Origin of the sequence: Arcticibacter tournemirensis (assembly GCF_006716645.1) — a bacterium.
In the GTDB taxonomy this organism is placed as follows: Bacteria; Bacteroidota; Bacteroidia; order Sphingobacteriales; family Sphingobacteriaceae; genus Arcticibacter; species Arcticibacter tournemirensis.
Genome location: NZ_VFPL01000001.1, coordinates 699,846 through 723,662 on the forward strand (window position 1 = coordinate 699,846; position 23,817 = coordinate 723,662).

Genomic DNA, 23,817 nt, shown 5'->3' on the forward strand with positions numbered 1-23,817 from the left:
AATGAATCAACCCGTAATCGTAAATAATCAGGAACGCAAAGAGACCACGACATTAAATCTTGGCCCAACACACCCTGCGACACATGGTGTGTTTCAGAATGTCTTGGAGATGGATGGAGAGCGTATCGTGAGTGGCGTTTCTACTATTGGATATATTCACAGGGCATTTGAAAAAATAGCCGAACACAGGCCGTTTTACCAGATCACTCCTCTTACCGACAGGATGAACTATTGTTCATCGCCCATTAACAATATGGGCTGGCATATGACGGTCGAGAAAATGCTTGGAATTAAAACGCCAAAGAGAGTGGACTATATGCGCGTTATTATTATGGAGCTGGCGCGTATTTCAGACCATCTTATTTGTAACGGTATTTTAGGGGTAGACACGGGCGCTTATTCCGGCTTTTTATATTTAATGGAAAAGCGCGAGCATATTTACGAAATATACGAGGAGATATGCGGAGCGCGTTTAACCACGAATATTGGTCGTGTAGGTGGCTTTGAGCGTGATTTTAACGATATAGCCTGGACCAAGATCAGGAAATTTGTAAAAGATTATCCGCCTGTCCTGAAAGAGTTTGAAGAGTTGTTTACCCGTAACCGTATTTTCATGGATCGTACCCAGGGCGTTGGCGCTGTGGATGCGGAAACTGCTTTAAGCTACAGCTGGACCGGGCCGATTTTACGCGCATGCGGAGTGGATTATGATGTGAGGGTAAACGAGCCTTACAGTTCTTATGAAGATTTCGATTTTGATATTCCTGTTGGTACAACCGGAGATGTCTATGATCGCTATATGGTAAGGAACGAAGAAATGTATCAGAGTATCCGCATTATAGAGCAGGCTCTTGATATGCTTGAACGTGAACCGAAGGGTGTCTTTCATGCGGATGTTCCTGAAATATTCCTTCCTCCGAAGGAAGAGGTTTATAACAATATGGAGGCCCTGATCTATCATTTTAAGATAGTTATGGGCGAAGTTGATAGTCCGAAGACAGAGGTTTACCACTGTGTGGAGGGTGCAAATGGCGAACTTGGTTTTTATCTTGTGAATGACGGCGGGCGTACGCCTTACAGGCTTCATTTCCGCAGACCAAGCTTTATAAATTATCAGCTATATGCACCAATGAGTCGTGGAATGCTATTGTCTGACGCGATTATCAATATGAGTAGTTTAAATGTGATTGCAGGAGAATTAGATGCTTAAAATTTCTAACACAGAAGAAGTGATTTTCAGTCCTGAGCTTGTTACTAAGTTCAACGAGATTGTTTCACGTTACCCGGAAGATAAGCAGAAGTCGGCTCTTCTTCCGATTCTTCACCTTGTTCAGGCGGAATATGGTTGGATCAGTACACCTGCAATGGACAAGGTGGCCGAGTATCTCGATCTAAAGCCAATTGAGGTGTACGAGGTGGCAACGTTCTATACCATGTTCTTTCTGAAGCCCCAGGGTAAGTATGTCCTGGAAGTTTGCCGTACCGGGCCATGTTGTTTGGTTGGCGCAGAGAAGATAATGAAATATATTGAGCAAAAGCTAAATGTAAAAGAGGGAGAAGTAACTCCTGATGGATTATTTAGCTGGCGAGGAGTGGAATGCCTGGCAGCTTGTGGTACCGGACCTGTTTTACAGATTGGTCCCGAGTATACTTATTACGAGAATCTGACCGAGGCAAAAGTAGATGAGTTAATTGATGGTTTACGTTTGAAAACAGCTGAAAATGCTCAAATGATATAAAGATGGGACGAAAGCTATTATTAGAAAATATAAACGTTCCTGGCATCAACACTTTTGAAGTTTATCGTCAGAAAGGAGGCTATCGTGCTGTTGAGAAAGCGCTCAAAAGCATGTCTCCGGAGGATGTTGTAGAGGAAGTGAAGAAATCCGGTCTTCGGGGCCGTGGCGGGGCTGGTTTCCCTACCGGGATGAAATGGAGCTTCCTTGCAAAACCTGAAGGCAAGCCGCGTTATCTGGTATGTAATGGTGATGAATCTGAACCCGGAACCTTTAAAGACCGTTACCTGATGACTTATATCCCTCATCTTTTGATCGAGGGAATGATTGTTTCAAGTTATGCTTTAGGTGCCAATACTTCCTATATATATGTACGGGGGGAGATGATGCCTCAGATCCGTATCCTTGAGAAGGCAATCGCAGAAGCGAAGAATGCAGGTTTGCTCGGAAAAAATATACTGGGGTCGGGATACGATCTTGAATTATATGTACAGCCAGGAGGAGGGGCCTATATTTGTGGTGAAGAGACTGCACTTATTGAATCTCTTGAGGGCAAGCGTGGTAATCCAAGGATCAAACCTCCTTTCCCTGCGATATCAGGATTATACAACTGTCCTACGGTTGTAAATAACGTTGAGTCGATTGCTGCGACTGTACCTATCATTAATGATGGCGCCGATGAGTATGCGAAGATGGGAATTGGAAGAAGTACAGGAACCAAACTGATATCAGCATCCGGAAACCTCAATAAGCCTGGTGTTTATGAAATTGAACTGGGTGTTTCCGTTGAAGAATTTATTTATTCTGATGAGTATTGCGGAGGCATAGCGAATGGTAAAAGGATGAAGGCCGTTGTAGCCGGTGGTTCGTCGGTTCCTATTCTTCCTGCTAATCTTATATTGAAGACCGCGAACGGCGAAAACCGGCTGATCACTTATGAGTCGCTCGCCGATGGAGGGTTCGCAACAGGAACAATGCTTGGGTCGGGTGGATTTGTGGTATTTGATGAGGACCAGTGTATCGTTAGAAATACCTGGAATTATTCAAGGTTCTACCATCATGAAAGCTGCGGACAGTGTTCCCCATGCCGCGAAGGTACCGGCTGGATGGAAAAAGTTTTGCACCGATTGGAATATGGGCATGGTAAGTTAAGTGATATTGATTTGCTGGTTGATGTTTCAAAGAAAATAGAGGGTAATACAATTTGTCCTCTTGGTGATGCAGCTGCATGGCCAGTTGCCAGTGCTATAAGGCATTTCAGGGACGAGTTTGAGTGGCATGTAACTCATCCGGACGAGGCGATGCAGAGAAATTATGGATTGGCTCATTATGCGGATCCATTGCCAAAACCAGAGGGAGTTACAGCTAATTAATTTAAAGAAGGAATCTTTAACATGTCTGATAAAGTTAAAGTAACAATAGACGGGATTAGTATAGAGGTGGAGCCGGGTACGAGCATTTTAAATGCTGCCAGGCAGATCGGAGGGGATATTGTTCCTCCTGCTATGTGTTATTATTCTAAGCTGCAAGGCAGCGGGGGTAAATGCCGCACCTGTCTTGTAAAAGTAAGCAAGGGTTCTGAGAAAGATCCAAGGCCTATGCCAAAACTGGTGGCTTCCTGCCGCACAACGGTTATGGAAGGTATGGAGGTTCAGAATATTACGTCGTCTGAAGTATTGGAGGCGCGCAAAGGCGTTGTCGAAATGCTCCTCATTAATCACCCCCTCGATTGCCCTATATGTGACCAGGCGGGTGAATGCCATTTGCAGGACTTATCTTATGAACACGGAACGGAATCTACGCGCTACGAATTTGAACGCAGGACCTTTGACCGTATCGATATAGGTGATAAGATACAGCTGCATATGACACGTTGCATTCTGTGTTACCGTTGTGTTTATGTTGCTGATCAGATTACAGATAACCGTGTTCATGGAATTTTAGGACGGGGCGATGCTGCTGAAATATCTACCTATATAGAAAAGGCGATCGAAAATGATTTTTCGGGCAATGTAATTGATGTTTGTCCGGTAGGTGCTCTTACCGATAAGACATTCAGGTTCAAGAACCGGGTATGGTTTACAAAGCCAGTAGACGCTCATCGCGATTGTCCGAAGTGTTCAGGGAAGGTGACTTTGTGGTATAAGGGCGAAGATGTAATACGTGTAACTGCACGAAAAGATGAGTATGGTGAAGCAGAAGAGTTTATTTGTAATGATTGTCGTTTCGAAACAAAGAAGACAAGTGACTGGGTAATCGAAGGACCACGGCGTATTTCGCCTCATTCTGTTATTTCAGCCAATCATTATGAACAACTGAATCCGCCATCAGTAATAAGAACTAACCCTGCTTTGTTAGAATCGAATAAAGAAGAGTTTGAACGAATAACGAGACTTTAATGGAATTAGCATTTGTTATAGAAAAGTTTGTATTAGTAACAGTAATTTTCCTGATTACATTGGGTATTGCTGCTTATTCCACTTTAGCTGAGAGGAAAATAGCAGGCTATATTCAAGGAAGGATCGGGCCGCACAGAGCTGGCCCGGGAGGGCTGTTACAACCTCTCGCAGACGGCGGGAAGATGTTCTTTAAAGAGGAGATCATCCCATCGGAATCGAATCATTTTCTATTCATAGCGGGTCCGTCACTTGCTTTGTTGACGGCGAGTATCGGAAGTGCTGTGATTCCATGGGGGAAAGTGCTGACCATAGGAGGGAGAGCTATCGAACTTCAGGTGGCAGATATTAACGTTGGTCTGCTTTACATTTTCGGTGTGGTGTCTCTGGGCGTTTATGGTGTAATGATCGGAGGCTGGGCTTCAAACAATAAATATTCGCTAATGGGCGCTATCCGCGCAGCTTCGCAGAATATCAGTTATGAAATAGCCATGGGGCTTTCAATTATTGCTCTGCTGATGATCACCGGAACATTATCCTTAAAGGGTATTGCAGCGCAGCAAGAAGGATTTTGGGCTGATGGATGGTTTACATGGAATGTATTTAAACAACCTCTGAGTTTTTTGATTTTCATTGTCTGCGCTTTTGCCGAATGTAACCGCACTCCTTTTGACCTTCCTGAAAGTGAAAATGAACTGGTGGCAGGTTATCATACTGAATATTCGGGATTTAAGCTGGGCGCATACCTCTTTTCTGAATATATTAACATGTTCGTTTCTTCAGCGGTTATGTCTACCCTCTATTTTGGCGGATATAACTTCCCTTTCATGAACGATCTGGGATTGTCGGACAATGTTATTGCGCTTCTTGGAATTGTATTTCTTTTTGGAAAAATATTCTTCTTTATTTTCTTTTTTATGTGGATACGCTGGACCATCCCGCGTTTCCGTTATGACCAGTTAATGAATTTGGGGTGGAAGGTCCTTATTCCCCTGGCAATAGCAAATATTGTAATTACAGGGATCTGGATGACAGTTAAAGATTTAATTTAATAAGGCGGGTGCTTTATATAAAGCTATTTTATGGAATCACTAAGTAACAGAAAGAAAGTATTAGAGCAAAAACCGATGAGTTTTGGAGAAAGGATTTATCTGCCTTCTATACTTACTGGTTTGGCTATAACTTTTAAACATATATTTAAAAAGAGGGAAACGATTTTTTACCCCGAACAGGAAAGGCCTATGTCTGAAAACTGGCGTGGTTTACATTCGCTGAAGAGAGACGAGCAAGGTCGCGAAAGGTGTACGGCATGTGGCCTGTGTGCTTTAGCTTGTCCGGCTGAAGCGATAACGATGACGGCAGCTGAACGTAAAAAGGGTGAAGAGAACTTGTACAGGGAAGAAAAATACGCGGCAGTATACGAGATAAATATGCTTCGTTGTATCTTCTGCGGTTTGTGCGAGGAGGCTTGTCCTAAGGAGGCTATTTATCTTGACGGGCCGTTTCTGGAGGCAGATTATGTGAGGAAGGATTTTATCTTCGGTAAAGATAAACTGGTTGAAGCTCCATTGAAATCGTAAAAAATCATACCTTTGACCTCTATTTTCCAACAGGGTGAAGTAAAACCATAGAATTTAATGAGCTTATTCTATTTAATTGCTTTTTTATCAGTCTTTTTTTCATTGCTGGTAATTTTTTCAAAAAATCCGGTATACAGCGTTCTGTATCTTATTATCACGTTTTTTACGTTCACGATTCATTATGTTTTGCTGAATGCTCAGTTTCTGGCAATTGTAAACTTTATTGTTTACATGGGAGCAATCATGGTTCTATTTCTGTTTGTACTGATGTTGTTGAATCTGAATAAAGAATCGGAACCGATGAAATCGAATCTGATTAAGATAGCGGGAGTAGTTGCGGGGATGTGTTTACTGGTTACTCTGGCAGGATCCGTAAAATTGTTAAATATTTCCGATCCTCTGGTGTTAAAGAATCCTGACATCGGGCTTGTTCAGAATCTGGGAAAAGTTTTATTCAAAGAATTTCTTTTGCCTTTTGAAGTCTCTTCACTTTTGCTGCTGGCAGCGATGGTAGGGGCTGTATTGCTGGCTAAAAAGGATCCAAAAAAAGTATAATGGAAACTGTAACTCAAACAATTCAGGGCGTACCTCTAAATCATTATATTTTGTTGAGCGCCATTATTTTCTCGATAGGCGTGATGGGAGTGCTGATAAGGAGAAATGCCATTGTGATTTTCATGTCTGTGGAATTGATGCTTAATGCTGTCAATCTGCTACTGACTGCTTTTTCTGCTTATTGGGGAGATGCCTCAGGGCAGGTATTTGTGTTTTTTATAATGGCACTTGCTGCAGCGGAAGTTGCTGTTGGACTAGCTATTATTGTAATGATTTACAGGAACACAAACTCTACAGATGTAAATGTACTGAACAGGTTAAAATGGTAAGCTGCAGTCTTGAAGAGTTTAAATAACAATAAATAAACATTTATACGAATAGCATTCATGTTGATAAATTTAGTCTGGTTGGTTCCTTTGTTCCCATTATTAGGATTCCTCATTAACGGGATAGGCAGGAATTTTTTGCCAAAGAGTATTGTTGGATTAATTGGATGTCTGGCGGTTCTGCTGTCTTTTGGAGTAAGTGCCGGGATATTCTACGAGTTAAGTGAATCAAGTGCTACATCGTATCACCAGCCCTTGTTCAGCTGGATAAATGCAGGGAACCTTTCTATTGCTTTTGCCTTCCAGGTAGACCATCTAAGCTCACTGATGATGCTTGTGGTAACCGGAGTAGGCTTTCTGATACATATTTATTCTATTGGATACATGCATAACGATAAGGGTTATGCTAAATTCTTTTCGTATCTGAATCTCTTTATCTTTTTCATGCTCCTGCTGGTACTCGGATCAAACTACGTTGTAATGTTTATCGGCTGGGAAGGGGTAGGTTTATGCTCTTATCTCCTTATTGGTTTCTGGTATAAAAATGATTCATATTCGAGTGCTGCCAGAAAAGCTTTTGTAATGAATAGGATTGGCGACTTAGGGTTTCTGATAGCTGTATTTCTGATATTCCGTTACTTCGGTAGCGTGGAGTTTGGTGACGTTTTTGCAAAAGCTGCTTTAATGCCTGCCGGTGCTCCTGTACTGGTATTAATTACGCTTCTGCTATTTGTTGGTGCTACCGGAAAATCTGCTCAGATCCCACTTTTTACATGGTTGCCCGATGCTATGGCTGGTCCAACGCCCGTTTCTGCATTGATACATGCGGCTACGATGGTAACCGCGGGCATCTATATGATTGCGCGCTCTAATATCCTCTTTACTCTTTCGCCGGTGACAATGGATGTAGTAGCTATTATAGGTCTCGCTACCGCAATTCTCGCAGCAACCATTGCAATCACCCAAACAGATATTAAGAAAGTACTTGCGTATTCTACGGTTTCTCAACTAGGGTATATGTTTCTCGGACTTGGCGTAGGTGCTTATACCGGTGCCTTCTTTCATGTAATTACACATGCCTTCTTTAAAGCGTTACTCTTCCTTGGAGCGGGTTCGGTTATCCATGCAATGAGCAACGAGCAGGATCTGCGACTTATGGGTGGATTAAGAAAGAAGCTGCCTGTAACATTCTTCACTATGCTTGCCGGCACGATTGCAATTTCCGGTATTCCTCCATTCTCTGGGTTTTTCTCCAAGGATGAAATTCTGGCGCATGTTTATGAGCATAATAAGATATTCTGGATCATTGGCGTAATTGGAGCGATGTTGACATCCTTCTATATGTTCAGAATGGTTTATCTTACATTTTATGGTAAATTCAGAGGTACGCATGAACAGGAGCATCATCTGCACGAGTCGCCTCCTTCGATGACCATTCCTTTAATTGTGCTTGCTGTGTTATCCGTAGTTGGAGGGGTTATTGGAATTCCGGAAGTGTTGGGTGGGCATCATTGGCTTGCAGGATATCTTGCTCCGGTCTTTGCAATGTCGACTGCTAAAGGAACAGCTCTTGCTCTCGAGCACAGTACCGAATACCTTCTTATGGCGGTATCGGTTGGAGGTGCTATTATTGCGGCAGTAATTGCCTATGTTAAATATGTTGCTAAGCGTCATGTGCCGGCTTCCGATCACGCTGAACGGGGAATACTGGCGCGGATATCATATAACAAGTATTATATCGATGAGATCTATAATGCTGTTGTTACCAAACCTTTAGATTTTTTATCAGGGTTTTTCTACAAAATTATTGATAAGGCAGCTATAGACGGGATAGTTAACGGATTAGGTAAAGCGACAAGCCTTGCAGGAAGAGGCTTAAGGTTACTGCAGGCAGGCAATATTGGCTTCTATCTGTTTATGATGGTTGCAGGCATTATTGCTTTGCTCTTATATGGATTTTATAAAATATAACGGGAGGGATAAGAAATAATAAATGGAAATATTACTACTTATATTTTTACCTCTGGTGGGTGCTGTTATAGCATCTTTATCGGGTAAATCTCAAGGGGTGAAAACGCTGGCTTTTATCTGGTCGTTGCTGTCGTTGGGTTTATCGGCCTATCTTCTTTCAGTGTTTAATCCCAATTCTCCGGAGCCTCAGTTTACCTATGATTACCCTTGGTTCTTATATTCTGGCATAAGATTCCAGGCCGGCATTGATGGGATAAGTATGCTGATGGTGTTGCTAACAAATGGTCTAATTCCGCTTATTATACTTTCGAGTTTTAAACACCATTACCGGAACCCCGGAGCGTTTTATGCATTGATCCTTTTTATGCAGAGCGGACTTTTGCTTGTGTTTACGGCATTAGATGGCTTTCTATTTTACATAGGTTGGGAAGCCGCGTTGATTCCAATATATTTTATCTGTGGAATCTGGGGAGGAGAGAACCGCATTCGTGTTAATCTGAAGTTCTTTATTTATACCATTTTTGGTAGCTTGATAATGCTGTTAGGTATCATCTATATGGCATCGCATACTCCTGACGGGACTTTCAGTATACAGTCGTTTTACAAGGTAACACTTGACCCGGCAACACAAGGTTGGGTATTCTGGGCGTTTTTTCTTGCTTTTGCTGTTAAAATGCCGGTATTTCCTTTTCACACCTGGCAGCCAGATACCTATACAGAGGCGCCTACTGCAGGAAGCATGCTTCTTGCGGGTGTAATGCTTAAAATGGGAATATACGGCGCTATCAGGTGGCTTATACCAGTAGCTCCCTTAGGTTTTGCAGAGTGGGGACCTGTTGCATTATTGTTATCGATTACGGGGATCGTTTACGCATCAATAATTGCGTTTAAACAAAAAGATATTAAAAGACTTATAGCCTATTCTTCGATAGCGCACGTTGGACTTATTGCAGCGGGTGTATTCGTGTGGAATGTTAAAGGCTTACAAGGGGCCATGATCCAGATGTTAAACCATGGGGTAAATGTATTTGGATTGTTCTTTGTAGCGGATATACTCATCAGAAGAATGGAAACGCGTGATACAGATAAGATGGGAGGAATAGCTGCAGTTGCTCCCACGTTTGCCGTTGCTTTTCTTGTAATCCTGCTAGGGACTATTGCATTGCCGCTTACCAATGGATTTATCGGAGAGTTTCTTCTGTTGATGGGCCTGTATAATTACAATTTATGGGCTTCGGTTATTGCGGGACTTACCATTATTTTCGGTGCAGTATATATGCTCAGAATGTATCAGCGTACAATGCTTGGCAATACCAACGAAGGTACGTTAAATTTTAAAGAGATTGACGGAACGGAAAAGCTGGTACTTGGAATCGTATGTCTGCTCATTATCGTTATAGGGGTTTATCCTAATCCTATTCTTCATATTTCTGAAGCGACAGTGAAATCTCTGGTGGAAATGGTAGATGGCAGAATACAAGGCATAAGTACGACATTCTAAGTTGAATAAGTGATACAGAATTAGAAAAATGAACGCATTAATTACGATATCTCTTTTAGCAATACTCATTTTATATTTAGGCTTGTTTAAGGCAAAAAGGGCGTTGCTGCCAGTGACTTTACTGGGACTGACCGGTGCATTTGTGCTTACCGTGATTGAATGGAATAGTTATGCTCAGCCCATCTTCAACAATATGATGCAGTTTGACCGCTTTGCTGTGGTCTTTTCAGGTATTACTATCCTGACAACTGTATTGGTTCTGATTCTGTCTAAGGATTATTTCGAGAGGATTAGTGCAAATGTTGCTGAATATTATGCGCTGATTCTGTTTTCTCTTGCTGGTATTATAATTATGGTTTCCTACCATAACCTTTCAATGCTCTTTATCGGCATTGAGATTATGTCGGTAAGCCTATATATACTTGCGGGTATAAAGAAAAGGGATTTTTCATCTAACGAGGCCGCTTTAAAGTATTTCCTTATGGGTGCTTTTTCGACCGGCTTCCTGTTATTCGGGACAGCACTTATTTATGGTGCTACAGGATCTTTTGATCTCGCGGAGATCAGAGAATACCTCGTTTCGAGTACTAAATCATCTCCTCTATTGTATTCGGGCATTATTTTATTAATCGTTGGCTTATGTTTCAAGGTGGGTGCTGCTCCTTTTCATTTCTGGACCCCCGATGTATATGAAGGTTCGCCTTCTTTGATCACCGCTTACATGAGTACAGTTGTTAAAACTGCAGGATTCGCTGCCTTTTTGCGTATTATGTTGTACTGCTTTGCGCCTAAACAGGAATTTTGGATCCCGATGATTGTGGCCATTGCGGCCTTGTCTCTTCTGATAGGAAACGTTACCGCCGTATACCAGCAGCATTTTAAACGTATGCTTGCCTACTCGAGTATTTCTCATGCAGGTTATATGCTATTTGGGTTGATTGCCCTGAATGCCTCTTCTGTGAATGCATTGTTCGTTTATGCTGCGGCTTACTCTGTAGCATCGGTTATTGCTTTTGCTGCTCTGATATTACTTCAGCGTCAGACCGGCAATGATAGCTTTGATAGTTTTAATGGTATTGCGAGGAAGAATCCTTTTCTTGCCTTTACATTAACAATAGCCATGCTTTCGCTTGCAGGAATTCCGCTTACTGCAGGGTTTGTCGGCAAGTTTATGATGTTCTCCAGAACGCTTTCTGCATATCATACAATATTAGTAGTATTTGCTGTTATCAACGCCGTAATTGGTATATTCTACTATTTCAGGGTGATCATCTCTATGTATTTTAAGCCCGAAGAAAGGGCAGAGCTAACTGTTCCTACCGGTTTTAAAATTGTTCTTGCCTTTTCGGCGCTGGCTACTGTTGTGCTGGGTATTTACCCTGAATTTATAGCAAGCCTGATTTGAGCGAATATTAAAATCATTTATTATTTTAATATTCGTAGATTTACGAATATTCATTTATGTACGAGCTCTGGGACTACCTTCAACAATTGATAAATCCTGAACGGCTTCTAAGAGAGGGAGGTTTTTACCTCGTTCTTTTTGTCGTTTTTGCTGAGACAGGACTTTTTTTTGGTTTTTTTCTACCGGGCGATTATTTGCTTTTTCTGGCTGGAATGTTCGTTGCGACAGGAAAGCTCGATGCCTCCATATATACGCTGGTTGGGGGGTTAATTGCAGCTGCCGTGCTAGGCAACTTTGTGGGGTATTGGTTTGGAAAGAAGACGGGGCCTGTACTTTATGTTCGAAAGGATTCGCTGTTTTTCAAAAAGCGTTACATAAGGGCAGCTGAGGAATACTATGAGAAGCAGGGGGCTTTTGCATTAATAATGGGGCGCTTCATTCCTATAGTACGTACTTTCGCTCCGATTGTTGCCGGAGTAATAGGCGTAAATACAAGAAAGTTTGCTTTTTATAATATTTCCGGTGCTATTTTATGGGTTTCGTCCTTAACTTTATTGGGATTCTTTTTAGGCAGACGTTTTGAGAAGCAAATTGATGAATACCTTTTGTATATTATTGTAGGATTTATTGTTGTTACTGCGATTCCGTTAGTGTGGACTTTCCTGAAAAGGAAATTTGTTTTAAACAAAAGTGAGAATAAAAAGTTGAACGAAAATATAAATGACTATGAGTAATGATAATGCCTGGCACAGAGTTTCACCAGGCAAACAACTACCAGTATCTGTTAATGCTATTATCGAAATTCCGAAAGGCTCAAAAGCCAAGTACGAAATAGATAAAGAGTCGGGCCTGTTAAGACTCGACAGAATTCTGTTCTCGTCGGTGATGTACCCTGCCAACTATGGTTTTATACCACAAACATACTGTGATGATGAAGATCCACTGGATATTCTCGTATTGTGTTCAGCTGACGTGTTTCCAATGTCGATCATAGAAGCCAAGGTAATTGGTGTAATGCACATGGTAGATAACGGAGAGCAGGACGATAAGATCATTGCGGTTGCTAAAAATGATATGTCTGTTAATTACATCGATGATTTAGACAGCTTGCCACCTCATACTATGAAGGAAATCGTAAGATTTTTCCAGGATTATAAAGCTTTGGAACACAAAAATGTTACGGTAGAGCAGCTGATGGGACGTGAGGAAGCATACAGGGTTATACAGGAGAGTATTGAGTTGTACAACAATACTATTGCAAACAAGCTATAGATAGTATGGGCTTCCAGATATTTCTTACTTTTTTTCTCGTTTTACTCAACGGCTTTTTTGTTGCAGCTGAATTTGCAATAGTAAAAGTACGCGCTTCCCAGATTGAGATTCAGGCTAAATCGGGGAGCCGCGTAGGTAAAACCGCCAAGCATATTACTCAGCATCTTGATGCCTATCTGGCGGCTACGCAGCTGGGTATTACTCTAGCGTCGCTGGGACTTGGTTGGGTCGGGGAAGAAGTAATGGAACACCTTCTAAGTAGCTTGCTGTATGCATTCGGAGCAGGGCCCGAATTTGTTGGCTCGTTTACTGTCACAGCAGCTCCAATTCTCGCCTTCTTGATTATTACTATCCTTCATATTGTATTCGGCGAACTTGCGCCGAAGTCGATAGCCATTCAGCGCCCCATCGGCGTTACTATGGGGATTTCTTTGCCGCTGCACTTCTTTTATATATTATTCCGGCCTTTTATCTGGTTATTAAACGGTTTGGCAAATCTTCTACTCAAACTTGTTGGTATTAGTACAATAAGCGGGCACGAATCGGCACACAGTTCTGAGGAGCTTCAATACCTCCTTGAACAGGGTAAAGAAAGCGGCGTCCTGGACAGCAACGAGCATGAGCTTATCAAAAATGTATTCGACTTTAATGAGCGTGTTGTAAAGAATATCATGGTTCCGAGAACGAAGATCTCAGGGATCGAAATGAATGCCCCTGAATCCGAGGTACTGGAAACTATTTTAAAAGAGGGGTACTCTCGTATCCCTGTTTATGACGACTCCATTGATAAGATAATTGGTGTTATTCATGCCAAAGATATTTTGCCGATTGTTGCCGGAAGGAAAGAGATGATCTTGAAGGATATTATACGGAAGCCATTTTTCATCCCCGAGACAAAAAAGATCAACGATCTGATGAAAGAGTTTCAGCAAAGGCGCATTCAGATCGCTATTGTTCTGGATGAGTTTGGCGGGACGGCAGGCATGGTGACTTTAGAGGACATTGTTGAAGAGCTTGTGGGTGAAATACAGGATGAGTTTGATGAAGAAAAACCTATTGTCGAGAAGGTATCGGAACAGGAGTTTATCGTGAATGCGAATGCGGCGATTTATGATGTTAACGAATATCTCCCGCATGACTTACCTGAGGACGAAGATTATGATACTGTTGGCGGGCTGGTAGGTGATCTGTTTGGGAAGATCCCTGAAGTTGGAGAACGTAAAGAGTTTTACGGCTATACTATTACCATTTTAAAGAAGACGGAACAAAATGTTGAGTCGGTTAAACTGGATCTGGTAATAAACCACGAAGATGCCATAGACAACAGATAACAAGTAACAGAAGTAGCTTATGCATCTGTTTTATACTCCAGATATCAAGGGCAGTGATTACGAGCTTAATGAAGAAGAGAGCCGGCATTGTGTAAAGGTTTTGCGTTTACAAGCGAATGATCTGGTGTTTCTGATTGATGGCAGAGGCGGATTCTATAGGGCCCGAATCGTTCATTCAAACCCTAAAAAGACAGTTCTGTCGGTGGAAGAACACTCAACTGAGTACGGTAAGAGAAATCATTTCCTCCATATTGCGATGGCTCCGACAAAGAACATCGAGCGATTTGAATGGTTTCTTGAGAAAGCAACAGAAATAGGGATCGATGAAATTACACCGCTGATATGTGAGCGTTCTGAAAGAAGAGAGGCCAAGACAGCGCGTTTGAACAAGATCATCACATCTGCGGTAAAGCAATCCTTAAAAGCCTATCATCCAGTGCTTAACGAGCCTGTCAAGTATAAGCAATTTATCAATAAGGTTGAAGAACAGAAGTTTATTGCTCACTGTATGGAAGGTGATAAATTTTCGTTAAAACAATGTATGATACCAGGAGGTAGGTACACTATACTAATAGGACCGGAGGGAGATTTTACGCCGGGCGAGCTTCAGGAAGCAGTAGACTGTGGCTTTCGTCCGATCTCTTTGGGTAACAGCAGGCTCCGTACGGAGACCGCCGGACTTGAAGCGTGCTTTGAAGTAAACTTTTTAAACCGGTAAGGGATGAAACGTAAGGGTTTGATGCTTCTTTTGATAATAGAAGCTGCGTTTTTAATGAGCCCGGCCGTTCCCTCTTATAAACTTGCCAGATTAAAGTATAATGGAGGGGGCGATTGGTATGCCAATCGTACGGCTCTTATAAACCTTATTGCATTCTGTAATAAAAATATTGGAACTAATTTTGAGCCTGAAGAGGCTATTGTAGAGGCAGGAAGTTCGAGTATATATAATTATCCCTTTGTTTATATGACCGGACATGGAAATGTTATGTTTTCTGATCAGGAAGCGAAGAACCTAAGGAGCTATTTAACGGGGGGAGGATTTCTTCATATAGACGATAATTATGGTTTGGATAAGTATGTAAGGCCGCAAATGAAGAAAGTATTTCCTGAACTGACATTTCTTGAGTTGGGTTCAGGACATCCTATATATAATCAAAAATTCAATTTCCCTGCAGGTTTGCCTAAGATACACGAGCATGATGGGAAAAGGTCGCAGGGACTGGCACTTGTTTATAAAGGGCGTGTAGTTGTTTATTATACCTATGAGTGTGATCTTGGGAACGGTTGGGAAGACTACGGTACATACCCAGGCGATTCTAAAGCGACTCGCCAGAAAGCGCTTGAAATGGGCGCAAATCTTATTCAGTTCGTATTTACTCAATAAAAAAGGGGCGACTTATTCAATAAATCGCCCCTTTTTTATTGAGTAATGATACTCTTATCTCGCCCTGCTTGTTGCTCTTGATTTAGGCTGACTAAACTGGGGCTTATATTTCGTATTGATCTCTGCTGAACCCACCATATTCATCGCGCAGCGGAAGCCAATTTCTGCACTCGATTCATCCTGCTGGATAAATCTTCGTGTTGCAGGGTTGAGCCAGTATGCGCGGTCATTCCAGGATCCTCCTTTATAAACCTTCGAGCGGTCGTTCACCAATGAAGTGTTTCCGTATAGGTTCTGATCTACCGTATCCTGGAATCCTCTCATATCAGGATCGAAAGATCTCCCGGACGAGGCGACAGAGTTTGCCGAGCTATCGGCTAATCCATTTAGTTCAGCCCATGTTTGCTTTCTGCGTGAGGGTGCTGGATCCTTAATCGGTCGGCCATATTTATCTTTTGCGTATGTCCATTTCTTTTTATCTTCCAGGCGTTTATTCACGTACTGGTTTCCGCGGAAGGGGTTAAAGTCTTCAAAATCTTCAAATGAAAGCTTGCGGTAGGTATCTTCAACCCATTCGTTCACGTTGCCCGCCATATTATACAAACCAAAGTCGTTCGGCATGTAGCTTTTTACCGGCGCTGTGATGTCGGCTTTATCATTCAGATAACCGCCTGTACCCATGTTATCACCTTCTCCTCTTTTGAAGTTGGCCATTATAAGGCCCTGAGTTTTCTTCTTAGGAGATCTTACTCCAAGTCCTCCCCATGGATAGATTTTCCCATCCTCAATGTTCTCGTATTGAGTATTGCCTGCGAGCGCCAAGGCCGCATATTCCCATTCAGCTTCCGTTGGCAGACGATAATGTTCTTTTAAAACACCGTCTTCTCTTGTAACAGGTCTTCTTGCTACGGTTTTTCCGGTAGTAGCTCCGGCAGCTGGACTTGAAGTAGCATTAAGATTTTTAGGCATTCTCTTTCCGTCAATTCCCGCTCCCTGATACTGCCCGTTCAAGTAAATATCCGTATTAAACGGTGTCGAAGGAGCTGCAGCAGTAGTTGCCTGAGCGGCTCCAGCTGTAGTAGCGCTACCTCCCCGTGCAAGGGTTTTGTGATCAAGCATAATTCCCTTGCTTCTTAATATCTCCTCATTCACACGATCCGTACGCCACTCTGCATAATCCCGTGCCTGTTCCCAGCTAATACCAACAACCGGGTAGTCTTGAAATGCAGGATGTCTTAAATAGTTTTCGACATAAGGCTCGTTATACGACAATGGGCGGCGCCATACCAGCGTGTCTGGCAGTGAATTGTAATAATACTCCCTGTCTTCAGGGAAATTTCGCTGTATCCAGTATAAGTATTCGCGCCAGTCGACATTTGAAACTTCAGTTTCATCCATGTAGAATGATGCTACAGTTACCCTTCTTCTGAGGTTATCATACTCATATGATAAATCCTGGTTAAGGCTTCCTCCCATTACAAATGTTCCGCCTTCAATAGCAATAAGTCCGGGTCCTGGCCCCGGTTTGACTTTTCTTGCCACCGAAAACCCGCCATTATATTTATTATTGTAGGCCCATCCGGTTTTAGAGGAAGCTCCGCTACTTTTGCTTTTACAGGAAGTCCCAAAGATTCCCAACGCCAATATCCCTGCGCTAAAAAGTATAGATAATTTTTTCATTTAAATTATTAATGAGAGCTACGATGCTAAAATAGTCATAAATCATCAGCATGACAAAATCAAGTTCAAAGCCGATTTTATCTTTATACGCTTATTAATCTCGTGGGTTACACCAATTTAAAACTAGGTAATTAAAACCCTAAAGCTGAACAATTTCAGTTTTAGAGAGCCGCGGGGTTTTTAATAAAATGATGCCCCGTATAATTTTTTTTTTACTTTTAATGAATGATGATCAGGAAGTTGTTTTATGCCTTAGCGGCGCTGATAGCCTTAATTTTATTGCTGTCAACGGGCGTATTGGCGCAGTCCGGATCAGTTGCCCGGGAAGACGCCGTTGTTCAGGCGGGGGTGCCTTTTCTTTTGACAGGTCCTGACGCCCGCTCTGGAGGGATGGGTGATGTTGGCGCGGCAACGACCCCTGATATCAATGCGATACACTGGAATCCTTCAAAACTTGCTTTTTTAAGGGATAGTGCAGGGGTGTCTATATCATACAGCCCCTGGCTCTCGCAATTAATATCGGATATGTATCTGGCATATGTGAACGGCTATTATCGCCTGGATGACCGGAATGTTTTAGGTATATCGTTAAGGTACTTTTCTGCGGGCAACCTTGAGCAGAGAGTTGGCCCGGATGATAGTCCTACTGTTTTCAATCCTAATGAGTTCGCTATAGACGGAACCTTTTCGAGACGGTTTGGAGAAGTATTTTCTCTCGGGACGAGCATACGGTTTATACGTTCGAACCTGTCCGACGGACAAATTACCCAGGGGCAGTACGCAAAACCAGGGACAGCTATTGCCGCGGATGTGTCTGGCTATTACAATAAGGAAACAGTATTCTTCGGGAAGGACGGCTTGCTTGCTTTTGGCGCAGTCATTTCTAATATTGGGAATAAGATAAGCTATACCGATGGAGGAAGTAAATTGTTCTTGCCAACTAACCTGCGGTTAGGAGCGGCAGCCACCGTTTTTGAGTCCAGGAACGAATTTACCCTTGCGTTCGATATAAATAAGTTACTGGTTCCATCTCCCCCTGAAAGAGATGCTGAAGGAAACATACTCAGGGGATACAATCCTGATAAGTCGGTTCCATCAGCAATATTTGGGTCTTTTACGGATGCTCCCGGAGGCTTTTCGGAAGAACTTAAGGAAATAGCTTTTTCATTAGGAGGCGAGTACGTATACAACAAGCAAATAGCGCTCAGAGCGGGGTACTTTTATGAGAATCCGGATAAAGGTAACAGGAGATATCTTACCTTAGGGGCCGGATTCAGGTATGGACAATTTAATCTTGATTTTTCATATCTGCCCGGTAGCCAGCAGAAAAGCCCTTTGGCTAATACGCTGCGTTTTTCACTTGCATTCAATATTAAGAAATGAAGATTAGAGTAGGATTTGGATTTGATGTTCATGAACTAAGGGAGGGACATCCTTTTGTACTTGGCGGCGTAACGCTTGACCATCATTCAGGCGCTTTTGGACATTCGGATGCTGATGTCTTGCTGCACGCCATCTGCGATGCTGTTCTTGGTGCAGCGAACTTAGGAGATATAGGTTTTCATTTTTCAAACAAAGATGATCGATGGAAAGGGGTTAGTAGCCTCACTCTTTTGAAAAAATGTATGACTCTTCTTAAAGAGAAGGGATGGCAGGTTGGGAACGTGGACGCCATGATCTGTCTTGAGGCCCCGAAAATCAATCCACATGCACCGCAAATGAAAAGAAATATCGCGGAGGTAATGCAACTTTCAGAAGAAGACATCTCAATTAAGGCGACAACAAATGAAAAACTGGGCTTTATAGGAAGAGAAGAGGGCGTTGTAGCTTACGCGGTATGCTTGATAGAGAAGATTGAATCCCAGGGCTAAAGGAGATCCTTTTTCTTTTGAGGATCTACATTGGAAAAATCGACACCGCATTGGTTACAATGTCCGCATCCCTTTTTACTATTAAGATTTCTATAAATCATTCTGCCAATGTAAAATAGGGCTATCAGGAATAGACAAATCACTATTATTTCCTGTACTCTCATCATACAAAAGTAAACTAATCTTAATATCTGATTGTCATGAGATTTTAACGATTGCAAACCCTCTGAAATGCGGATTTAAAACCTTACCTTTGCCAAAATTTTTTGAAAGCATTTTTTCATGCAGAATATTAGAAATATTGCAATTATTGCACACGTTGACCACGGCAAAACTACGTTGGTAGACAAGATTTTACACTCGTGTCAGTTATTCAGGGATAATCAGGAGACAGGAGAACTGATATTAGATAATAATGACCTCGAGCGTGAGCGCGGGATCACCATTGTGTCTAAAAACGTGTCAGTAAACTACAAGGGGGTTAAGATTAATATCATTGATACTCCGGGGCACGCCGATTTCGGGGGTGAAGTAGAACGTGTACTAAAGATGGCTGATGGAGTATTACTGCTGGTTGATGCTTTCGAAGGGGCTATGCCGCAAACACGTTTTGTAACACAAAAGGCTCTTGCATTAGGACTAAAACCTATTGTAGTGATCAATAAAGTTGACAAAGAGAATTGCCGGCCCGAAGAAGTACATGAGTCTATTTTTGAGCTTTTCTTTAATCTTGAAGCAACAGAAGATCAGCTAGACTTTCCGGTTATTTACGGATCTTCAAAGCAAGGTTGGATGAGTACTGACTGGAATAAGCCTACAGAGGATATTTTTCCTCTTCTCGATGCGATTCTGGAACATATTCCTTCCGCTCCGGTTTCTGAAGGAACGCTGCAAATGCAGATTACCTCTTTAGATTATTCGTCCTTCGTTGGTCGTATTGCGGTAGGCCGCGTTGCCAGAGGCGTGATCAAAGAAAACATGCCGGTGTCACTTGTAAAACGTGACGGCCGGATTCAGAAGTCCCGTATTAAGGAGCTTTATACATTTGAAGGACTCGGTAAAATTAAAGCCCAGGAAGTGAAGTCGGGCGATATATGTGCTGTAGTAGGTATTGAAGGTTTTGAAATTGGTGATACTATTGCTGATTTTGAAAAACCGGAACAATTGGAGGTGATTCACATCGATGAGCCGACAATGAATATGTTGTTCACAATAAACACCTCTCCTTTCTTTGGAAAAGAGGGTAAATTTGTTACTTCACGCCATCTTCGTGATCGCCTTTATAAGGAAATGGAGAAGAACCTGGCACTAAAGGTGGTTGAAACGGAGTCTCCTGATTCATATCTTGTATACGGAAGAGGAATTCTTCACCTGTCGGTTTTAATAGAAACGATGCGTCGTGAGGGTTATGAAATACAGGTAGGACAGCCGCAAGTAATTATTAAAGAGGTTGACGGAGTGAAATGCGAGCCGGTAGAAACCTTAATAGTTGATGTTCCCGGAGAGGTGGCAGGCAAGGTGATTGAACTCGTAACGCAGAAAAAAGGCGAGTTGCTTGTAATGGAACCAAAAGGCGATTTACAGCATCTTGAATTTGAGATTCCTGCAAGAGGTATCATCGGTCTGAGGAATAATGTATTAACTGCTACAGCAGGAGAAGCTATAATGGCTCACCGCTTTAAAGCCTACGAACCCTGGAAAGGAACTATTCCTGGCAGGTTAAATGGAGTGCTTGTTTCGATGGAAAAAGGTCAGACTACGGCCTACTCTATTGACAAACTTCAGGATAGAGGCCGTTTCTTTGTGGATCCCGGTGTGGATGTATATGAGGGCCAGATAGTGGGTGAACATATACGCGATAATGATCTTGTTGTGAATATTGTAAAAGGAAAGCAGCTAACAAATATGCGCGCGTCTGGAAGTGACGATAATGTTCGTATCGCTCCTGCAATAAAGTTCTCTCTTGAGGAAGCTATGGAATACATTCAGAACGACGAGTATATCGAAGTAACTCCAAAGAGCATGCGGTTGCGTAAAATCTATCTTACCGAGAATGAACGTAAGGTGAACGCTAAGAAGTTTGCATAGGTAAATAGAATCCTTGCAACTATAATAAGATTATTGTGCCCGCTGATACTTTCAGCGGGCTTTTTTATTAAAGGTTGTTTATCTAAAGGACACTGGGTTGTCATGTCTTTTTGTTATTCTCCACATTCATCGGCATCGGTGTTTTCGTTTTTGGGGACATGCGCATCAAAGAAATTGAGCATCTTTATTACTTTCTCAACTCAAAAGATTATACATTTATCCATATGAATATTATCGATAAGCTAGCATACAAGATTAGGAGCCGTTTTAGCACATATATATCCAGGACCAAGAATGAAAGCCGGCGACGTAAAATATTGAGGTATTTTCGGGAGAATAATCCGACTGACCCTGAAATAAAGGGCATTATTGATTTTTTAAAAAGAAACCCCCTGGGTGTATTTCTAAATTCATTTAAAAATAAATATCAGCCAAAAGATGTCAAGGTCTTTAAAGATACATCCAACGATCTTTTTTGGGTAGATCATTACGGTAAGAGACTTTATTTTAAACGATCGTACAATATCACAACCATAAGACTATTATATAATGGTCTGCTCACCGAACAGGATCCTGAATCTCCTCATTGCTATGTGAATGAAGATTTTAATATAAAGCAAGGTGATGTTTTGTTGGATATCGGATCAGCCGAGGGGATATTTACTCTATCGAATATAGAACAACTTAAGAAAGCCATTCTGTTCGAACGCGATCCCGAATGGATTGAAGCTCTTGAAGCTACTTTTGCTCCCTGGAAGGAAAAAGTGGAGATTATATCAAAGTTTGTATCAGATACAGATGACTTAGACAATGTCAGCATTGATACTTTTTTATCTGAGAAACAGTTTGATGTTAATTTTGTAAAAATAGACGTAGAAGGAGCTGAAGAACGTGTGCTAAATGGCATGCGTGTTACTATAGGAAAATGCCGTCCTCAAATTGCTTTGTGTACGTACCATAAACAGCATGATTTTGAGAAATTCAATAAGTACCTTACACAACTTGGATATAAAATTAGTTCCACCAAGGGCTATATGTTCTTCCTTAGCAACGATGAAGTGCTTTCTCCTCCATTTTTCAGGCGGGGTTTGATAAGAGCTGTGCCTAACTACTAGGATCGGTATTATTGTCTATTTGATTTAAATCGGGATAAAGCTTCTTTTATTAGGGCATTAATATCTTCCGAAAGTCGGAGGTAATAAACCGCTCCGCCGAAAAGTATAGTTATTAATATAGAGCGTGTAAAGCCGTCAACAATGAAGTTAGGCATAACAGGGATGAAGTTAACCACATAATAAGACGCTATGCCAATAAGAATTGCTACCGGAGTTTTAACTGTGAAAGGTTGAAGTTTAAAAACAAAAAGTATAAACAGATACCTTGACAGATTAAAAATTGCATATGTTAAAGCCGATGCAATAGCAGCACCGGTGATCCCGAAAATGGGAATAAAAATCATATTGGCTCCAATAGTTACTCCAGCCAGAACAAGATAGAAGAAAGAATCCAGCTTGTAATACCTTGAAGTTGAAAGTATCACTCCATTGACTCCTGTCGCAGAATCAATAAGATTACCCAAGCCAATAAAAAAAATCACATATCTTCCTTCGGCATATTCTGGCGGTAGTACTTTATAAATGTTGTCGATGTTTATCCAGATAAGCATGAAGAGAAATAGAGAGCTAATGATCTGATTTATACAGCTTTTCTTGTAAATGGACAGAATACTGTCCAGATTGTTATCTTTCCAAGCCTCCGAAATAACTGTATATGCAATGCTGTATAAGGACCGCGCGGGTAACGTAATTATGATTGCAAAATTGAATGCTATCTGATAGACGCCAGTAGAATTAAGCCCATGAGATTCCGTTACCATAAACTTGTCGACATTCTGGATAATGTACGGTGCCGAGCCTGTTAGTATTCCAAATACACAGAGGTGAACTAACTGAGATTTAATCGGTCTTTTAAGAAAATGAAAGTTGGGTCTAATAACCAGTTGCTTTCTGCTATAGAGGCGATACGCTATGATAGTTGTTGGTATGATATTAGCAATCAGCCAAATCCACATAAATTGGTTGAAATCTAAAAGCTTAAAAGAGGCAACTAGTAGTGTCACCAGGATAAATATACGCTTGGTGAATTCATTGAGCACCCTTCCGGTCGTAGTGTCATACAGCATTCGGGCATAGAGATCAAAGACGTTAAAAAAGAGGGTGAAAAAAGTGAGTGGTATTAAACACCAATAATAATCCTTGAAAAGCTCATTCTCAGAACCTTTCTGACTTACCACCTGGTCTTTGATAAGGAAAGCTACGATACAAAATAAAATAAAGCCAACAAATGCAACAGCACACGCTAAAAATAAGTAGCCATTGTGATTTTCCTTTTCGTTCCTGAAAAAAGGAAATATACGTGCTGTAGCATTGAAGCCCAGTATCGAGAACTGCGCTGTCATAATAGAGAAGGAAGAAAGAATGCCCGTTAACCCAACTTGCTCAGGGGTAAGAACATGGGGCATTATCAGGAAGGTTGTAAAAAAGCCGATGAATACGCCCAGGTAAGAATAGACGGACCCCTTTACCGTTTGCTGTTGTATAATTCCCATTAGAAATAAAGTTCGCTTTTATACTTATTAATTAAGTGATATTCCAATATTTGAATGAATAGAAAAGCAACTGTCATATTGTGAAATCTGAATATCTATTGTAAACTTGTGCA

At 41.7% G+C, this 23,817-nt stretch carries 23 protein-coding genes; 20 read left to right on the forward strand and 3 right to left on the reverse strand.

The genetic code is table 11. The annotated features are described in order from the left end of the window. Position 1 precedes the first annotated feature (1 nt). From BDE36_RS03025 to BDE36_RS03100, 16 genes are read left to right on the forward strand one after another with little or no spacing between them, the layout of a single operon-like run. Complete coding sequence (locus BDE36_RS03025) at positions 2-1,210, forward strand: NADH-quinone oxidoreductase subunit D (protein ID WP_128767893.1); 1,209 nt, start codon at positions 2-4, stop codon at positions 1,208-1,210. Next, positions 1,203-1,739: an NADH-quinone oxidoreductase subunit NuoE family protein gene (locus BDE36_RS03030; RefSeq protein ID WP_141813684.1), complete on the forward strand. Its 537-nt coding sequence runs from the start codon at positions 1,203-1,205 to the stop codon at positions 1,737-1,739. Before BDE36_RS03025 ends, BDE36_RS03030 begins: the two co-directional genes overlap by 8 nt. Before the next feature lie 2 nt (positions 1,740-1,741). After that, a complete protein-coding gene (nuoF, locus tag BDE36_RS03035) occupies positions 1,742-3,109 on the forward strand; it encodes an NADH-quinone oxidoreductase subunit NuoF (protein ID WP_128767891.1) in 1,368 nt (455 codons plus the stop codon). 21 nt (positions 3,110-3,130) lie between these two features. After that, entirely contained in the window at positions 3,131-4,135 is a 1,005-nt protein-coding gene (locus BDE36_RS03040; RefSeq protein ID WP_141813685.1) for an NADH-quinone oxidoreductase subunit G, read from the forward strand. Next, positions 4,135-5,184, forward strand: a complete 1,050-nt coding sequence (nuoH, locus tag BDE36_RS03045) for an NADH-quinone oxidoreductase subunit NuoH (protein ID WP_128767889.1) — start codon at positions 4,135-4,137, stop codon at positions 5,182-5,184. Before BDE36_RS03040 ends, nuoH begins: the two co-directional genes overlap by 1 nt. A 30-nt stretch (positions 5,185-5,214) precedes the next feature. Beyond that, the gene (locus BDE36_RS03050) at positions 5,215-5,712 is read left to right on the forward strand and encodes a NuoI/complex I 23 kDa subunit family protein (RefSeq protein WP_141813686.1); all 498 of its coding nucleotides are present in this window, start codon (positions 5,215-5,217) and stop codon (positions 5,710-5,712) included. 57 nt (positions 5,713-5,769) lie between these two features. Then, complete coding sequence (locus BDE36_RS03055; RefSeq protein ID WP_128767887.1) at positions 5,770-6,267, forward strand: NADH-quinone oxidoreductase subunit J family protein; 498 nt, start codon at positions 5,770-5,772, stop codon at positions 6,265-6,267. Then, complete coding sequence (gene nuoK / locus BDE36_RS03060; protein WP_128767886.1) at positions 6,267-6,596, forward strand: NADH-quinone oxidoreductase subunit NuoK; 330 nt, start codon at positions 6,267-6,269, stop codon at positions 6,594-6,596. The genes BDE36_RS03055 and nuoK overlap by 1 nt, the downstream gene beginning before the upstream one ends. 60 nt (positions 6,597-6,656) lie before the next feature. After that, on the forward strand, positions 6,657-8,564 hold the full coding sequence (nuoL, locus tag BDE36_RS03065) for an NADH-quinone oxidoreductase subunit L (protein WP_141816476.1): 1,908 nt from the start codon (positions 6,657-6,659) through the stop codon (positions 8,562-8,564). Between the two features lie 22 nt (positions 8,565-8,586). Then, positions 8,587-10,065 (forward strand): complex I subunit 4 family protein, encoded by a 1,479-nt coding sequence (locus tag BDE36_RS03070; RefSeq protein ID WP_141813687.1) that lies wholly within the window; start codon positions 8,587-8,589, stop codon positions 10,063-10,065. A gap of 28 nt (positions 10,066-10,093) precedes the next feature. Further along, entirely contained in the window at positions 10,094-11,470 is a 1,377-nt protein-coding gene (locus BDE36_RS03075) for an NADH-quinone oxidoreductase subunit N (protein ID WP_141813688.1), read from the forward strand. A 56-nt stretch (positions 11,471-11,526) separates the two neighbouring features. After that, positions 11,527-12,204, forward strand: a complete 678-nt coding sequence (locus BDE36_RS03080) for a DedA family protein (protein ID WP_128767883.1) — start codon at positions 11,527-11,529, stop codon at positions 12,202-12,204. Further along, on the forward strand, positions 12,197-12,742 hold the full coding sequence (locus BDE36_RS03085; protein ID WP_128767882.1) for an inorganic diphosphatase: 546 nt from the start codon (positions 12,197-12,199) through the stop codon (positions 12,740-12,742). The genes BDE36_RS03080 and BDE36_RS03085 overlap by 8 nt, the downstream gene beginning before the upstream one ends. A gap of 5 nt (positions 12,743-12,747) precedes the next feature. After that, positions 12,748-14,073 carry a hemolysin family protein gene (locus BDE36_RS03090; RefSeq protein ID WP_141813689.1) on the forward strand — a complete coding sequence of 442 codons (1,326 nt, stop codon included), beginning with the start codon at positions 12,748-12,750 and terminating at the stop codon, positions 14,071-14,073. A 19-nt stretch (positions 14,074-14,092) separates the two neighbouring features. Beyond that, positions 14,093-14,791: a 16S rRNA (uracil(1498)-N(3))-methyltransferase gene (locus tag BDE36_RS03095; protein ID WP_141813690.1), complete on the forward strand. Its 699-nt coding sequence runs from the start codon at positions 14,093-14,095 to the stop codon at positions 14,789-14,791. 3 nt (positions 14,792-14,794) lie between these two features. Further along, positions 14,795-15,457, forward strand: a complete 663-nt coding sequence (locus BDE36_RS03100) for a DUF4159 domain-containing protein (RefSeq protein ID WP_141813691.1) — start codon at positions 14,795-14,797, stop codon at positions 15,455-15,457. 54 nt (positions 15,458-15,511) lie between these two features. On the opposite strand, the gene BDE36_RS03105 is transcribed toward BDE36_RS03100, so the two are convergent. After that, positions 15,512-17,137 carry an SUMF1/EgtB/PvdO family nonheme iron enzyme gene (locus BDE36_RS03105; RefSeq protein WP_128767878.1) on the reverse strand — a complete coding sequence of 542 codons (1,626 nt, stop codon included), beginning with the start codon at positions 17,135-17,137 and terminating at the stop codon, positions 15,512-15,514. 225 nt (positions 17,138-17,362) lie between these two features. On the opposite strand from BDE36_RS03105, the gene porV reads away from it, so the two are divergent. Beyond that, complete coding sequence (porV, locus tag BDE36_RS03110; protein WP_235904379.1) at positions 17,363-18,520, forward strand: type IX secretion system outer membrane channel protein PorV; 1,158 nt, start codon at positions 17,363-17,365, stop codon at positions 18,518-18,520. Beyond that, complete coding sequence (gene ispF, locus BDE36_RS03115; protein WP_128767877.1) at positions 18,517-19,008, forward strand: 2-C-methyl-D-erythritol 2,4-cyclodiphosphate synthase; 492 nt, start codon at positions 18,517-18,519, stop codon at positions 19,006-19,008. The genes porV and ispF overlap by 4 nt, the downstream gene beginning before the upstream one ends. Here ispF and BDE36_RS24220 read toward each other — a convergent pair. Beyond that, positions 19,005-19,175, reverse strand: coding sequence for a FeoB-associated Cys-rich membrane protein (locus tag BDE36_RS24220; RefSeq protein WP_338080149.1), 171 nt, complete (start codon positions 19,173-19,175; stop codon positions 19,005-19,007). The two genes, ispF and BDE36_RS24220, sit on opposite strands and share 4 nt — an antisense overlap. 115 nt (positions 19,176-19,290) lie before the next feature. On the opposite strand from BDE36_RS24220, the gene typA reads away from it, so the two are divergent. Next, a complete protein-coding gene (gene typA / locus BDE36_RS03125; protein WP_141813692.1) occupies positions 19,291-21,096 on the forward strand; it encodes a translational GTPase TypA in 1,806 nt (601 codons plus the stop codon). A gap of 224 nt (positions 21,097-21,320) precedes the next feature. Further along, positions 21,321-22,211, forward strand: coding sequence for an FkbM family methyltransferase (locus BDE36_RS03130; protein WP_161987523.1), 891 nt, complete (start codon positions 21,321-21,323; stop codon positions 22,209-22,211). A gap of 8 nt (positions 22,212-22,219) precedes the next feature. On the opposite strand, the gene BDE36_RS03135 is transcribed toward BDE36_RS03130, so the two are convergent. After that, on the reverse strand, positions 22,220-23,704 hold the full coding sequence (locus BDE36_RS03135; RefSeq protein ID WP_141813694.1) for a polysaccharide biosynthesis C-terminal domain-containing protein: 1,485 nt from the start codon (positions 23,702-23,704) through the stop codon (positions 22,220-22,222). Positions 23,705-23,817 lie beyond the last annotated feature (113 nt).

Coding starts and splice junctions, on each gene's coding strand:
- BDE36_RS03070 (WP_141813687.1), top strand. CDS start 8,587: ATGGAAATATTACTACTTATATTTTTACCTCTGGTGGGTGCTGTTATA.
- BDE36_RS03055 (WP_128767887.1), top strand. CDS start 5,770: ATGAGCTTATTCTATTTAATTGCTTTTTTATCAGTCTTTTTTTCATTG.
- nuoH (WP_128767889.1), top strand. CDS start 4,135: ATGGAATTAGCATTTGTTATAGAAAAGTTTGTATTAGTAACAGTAATT.
- BDE36_RS03100 (WP_141813691.1), top strand. CDS start 14,795: ATGAAACGTAAGGGTTTGATGCTTCTTTTGATAATAGAAGCTGCGTTT.
- BDE36_RS03135 (WP_141813694.1), bottom strand. CDS start 23,704: ATGGGAATTATACAACAGCAAACGGTAAAGGGGTCCGTCTATTCTTAC.
- BDE36_RS24220 (WP_338080149.1), bottom strand. CDS start 19,175: ATGATGAGAGTACAGGAAATAATAGTGATTTGTCTATTCCTGATAGCC.
- BDE36_RS03105 (WP_128767878.1), bottom strand. CDS start 17,137: ATGAAAAAATTATCTATACTTTTTAGCGCAGGGATATTGGCGTTGGGA.
- BDE36_RS03050 (WP_141813686.1), top strand. CDS start 5,215: ATGGAATCACTAAGTAACAGAAAGAAAGTATTAGAGCAAAAACCGATG.
- ispF (WP_128767877.1), top strand. CDS start 18,517: ATGAAGATTAGAGTAGGATTTGGATTTGATGTTCATGAACTAAGGGAG.
- BDE36_RS03085 (WP_128767882.1), top strand. CDS start 12,197: ATGAGTAATGATAATGCCTGGCACAGAGTTTCACCAGGCAAACAACTA.
- porV (WP_235904379.1), top strand. CDS start 17,363: ATGATGATCAGGAAGTTGTTTTATGCCTTAGCGGCGCTGATAGCCTTA.
- BDE36_RS03130 (WP_161987523.1), top strand. CDS start 21,321: ATGAATATTATCGATAAGCTAGCATACAAGATTAGGAGCCGTTTTAGC.
- BDE36_RS03030 (WP_141813684.1), top strand. CDS start 1,203: ATGCTTAAAATTTCTAACACAGAAGAAGTGATTTTCAGTCCTGAGCTT.
- BDE36_RS03075 (WP_141813688.1), top strand. CDS start 10,094: ATGAACGCATTAATTACGATATCTCTTTTAGCAATACTCATTTTATAT.
- BDE36_RS03095 (WP_141813690.1), top strand. CDS start 14,093: ATGCATCTGTTTTATACTCCAGATATCAAGGGCAGTGATTACGAGCTT.
- BDE36_RS03080 (WP_128767883.1), top strand. CDS start 11,527: ATGTACGAGCTCTGGGACTACCTTCAACAATTGATAAATCCTGAACGG.
- typA (WP_141813692.1), top strand. CDS start 19,291: ATGCAGAATATTAGAAATATTGCAATTATTGCACACGTTGACCACGGC.
- BDE36_RS03025 (WP_128767893.1), top strand. CDS start 2: ATGAATCAACCCGTAATCGTAAATAATCAGGAACGCAAAGAGACCACG.
- BDE36_RS03040 (WP_141813685.1), top strand. CDS start 3,131: ATGTCTGATAAAGTTAAAGTAACAATAGACGGGATTAGTATAGAGGTG.
- nuoK (WP_128767886.1), top strand. CDS start 6,267: ATGGAAACTGTAACTCAAACAATTCAGGGCGTACCTCTAAATCATTAT.
- nuoF (WP_128767891.1), top strand. CDS start 1,742: ATGGGACGAAAGCTATTATTAGAAAATATAAACGTTCCTGGCATCAAC.
- BDE36_RS03090 (WP_141813689.1), top strand. CDS start 12,748: ATGGGCTTCCAGATATTTCTTACTTTTTTTCTCGTTTTACTCAACGGC.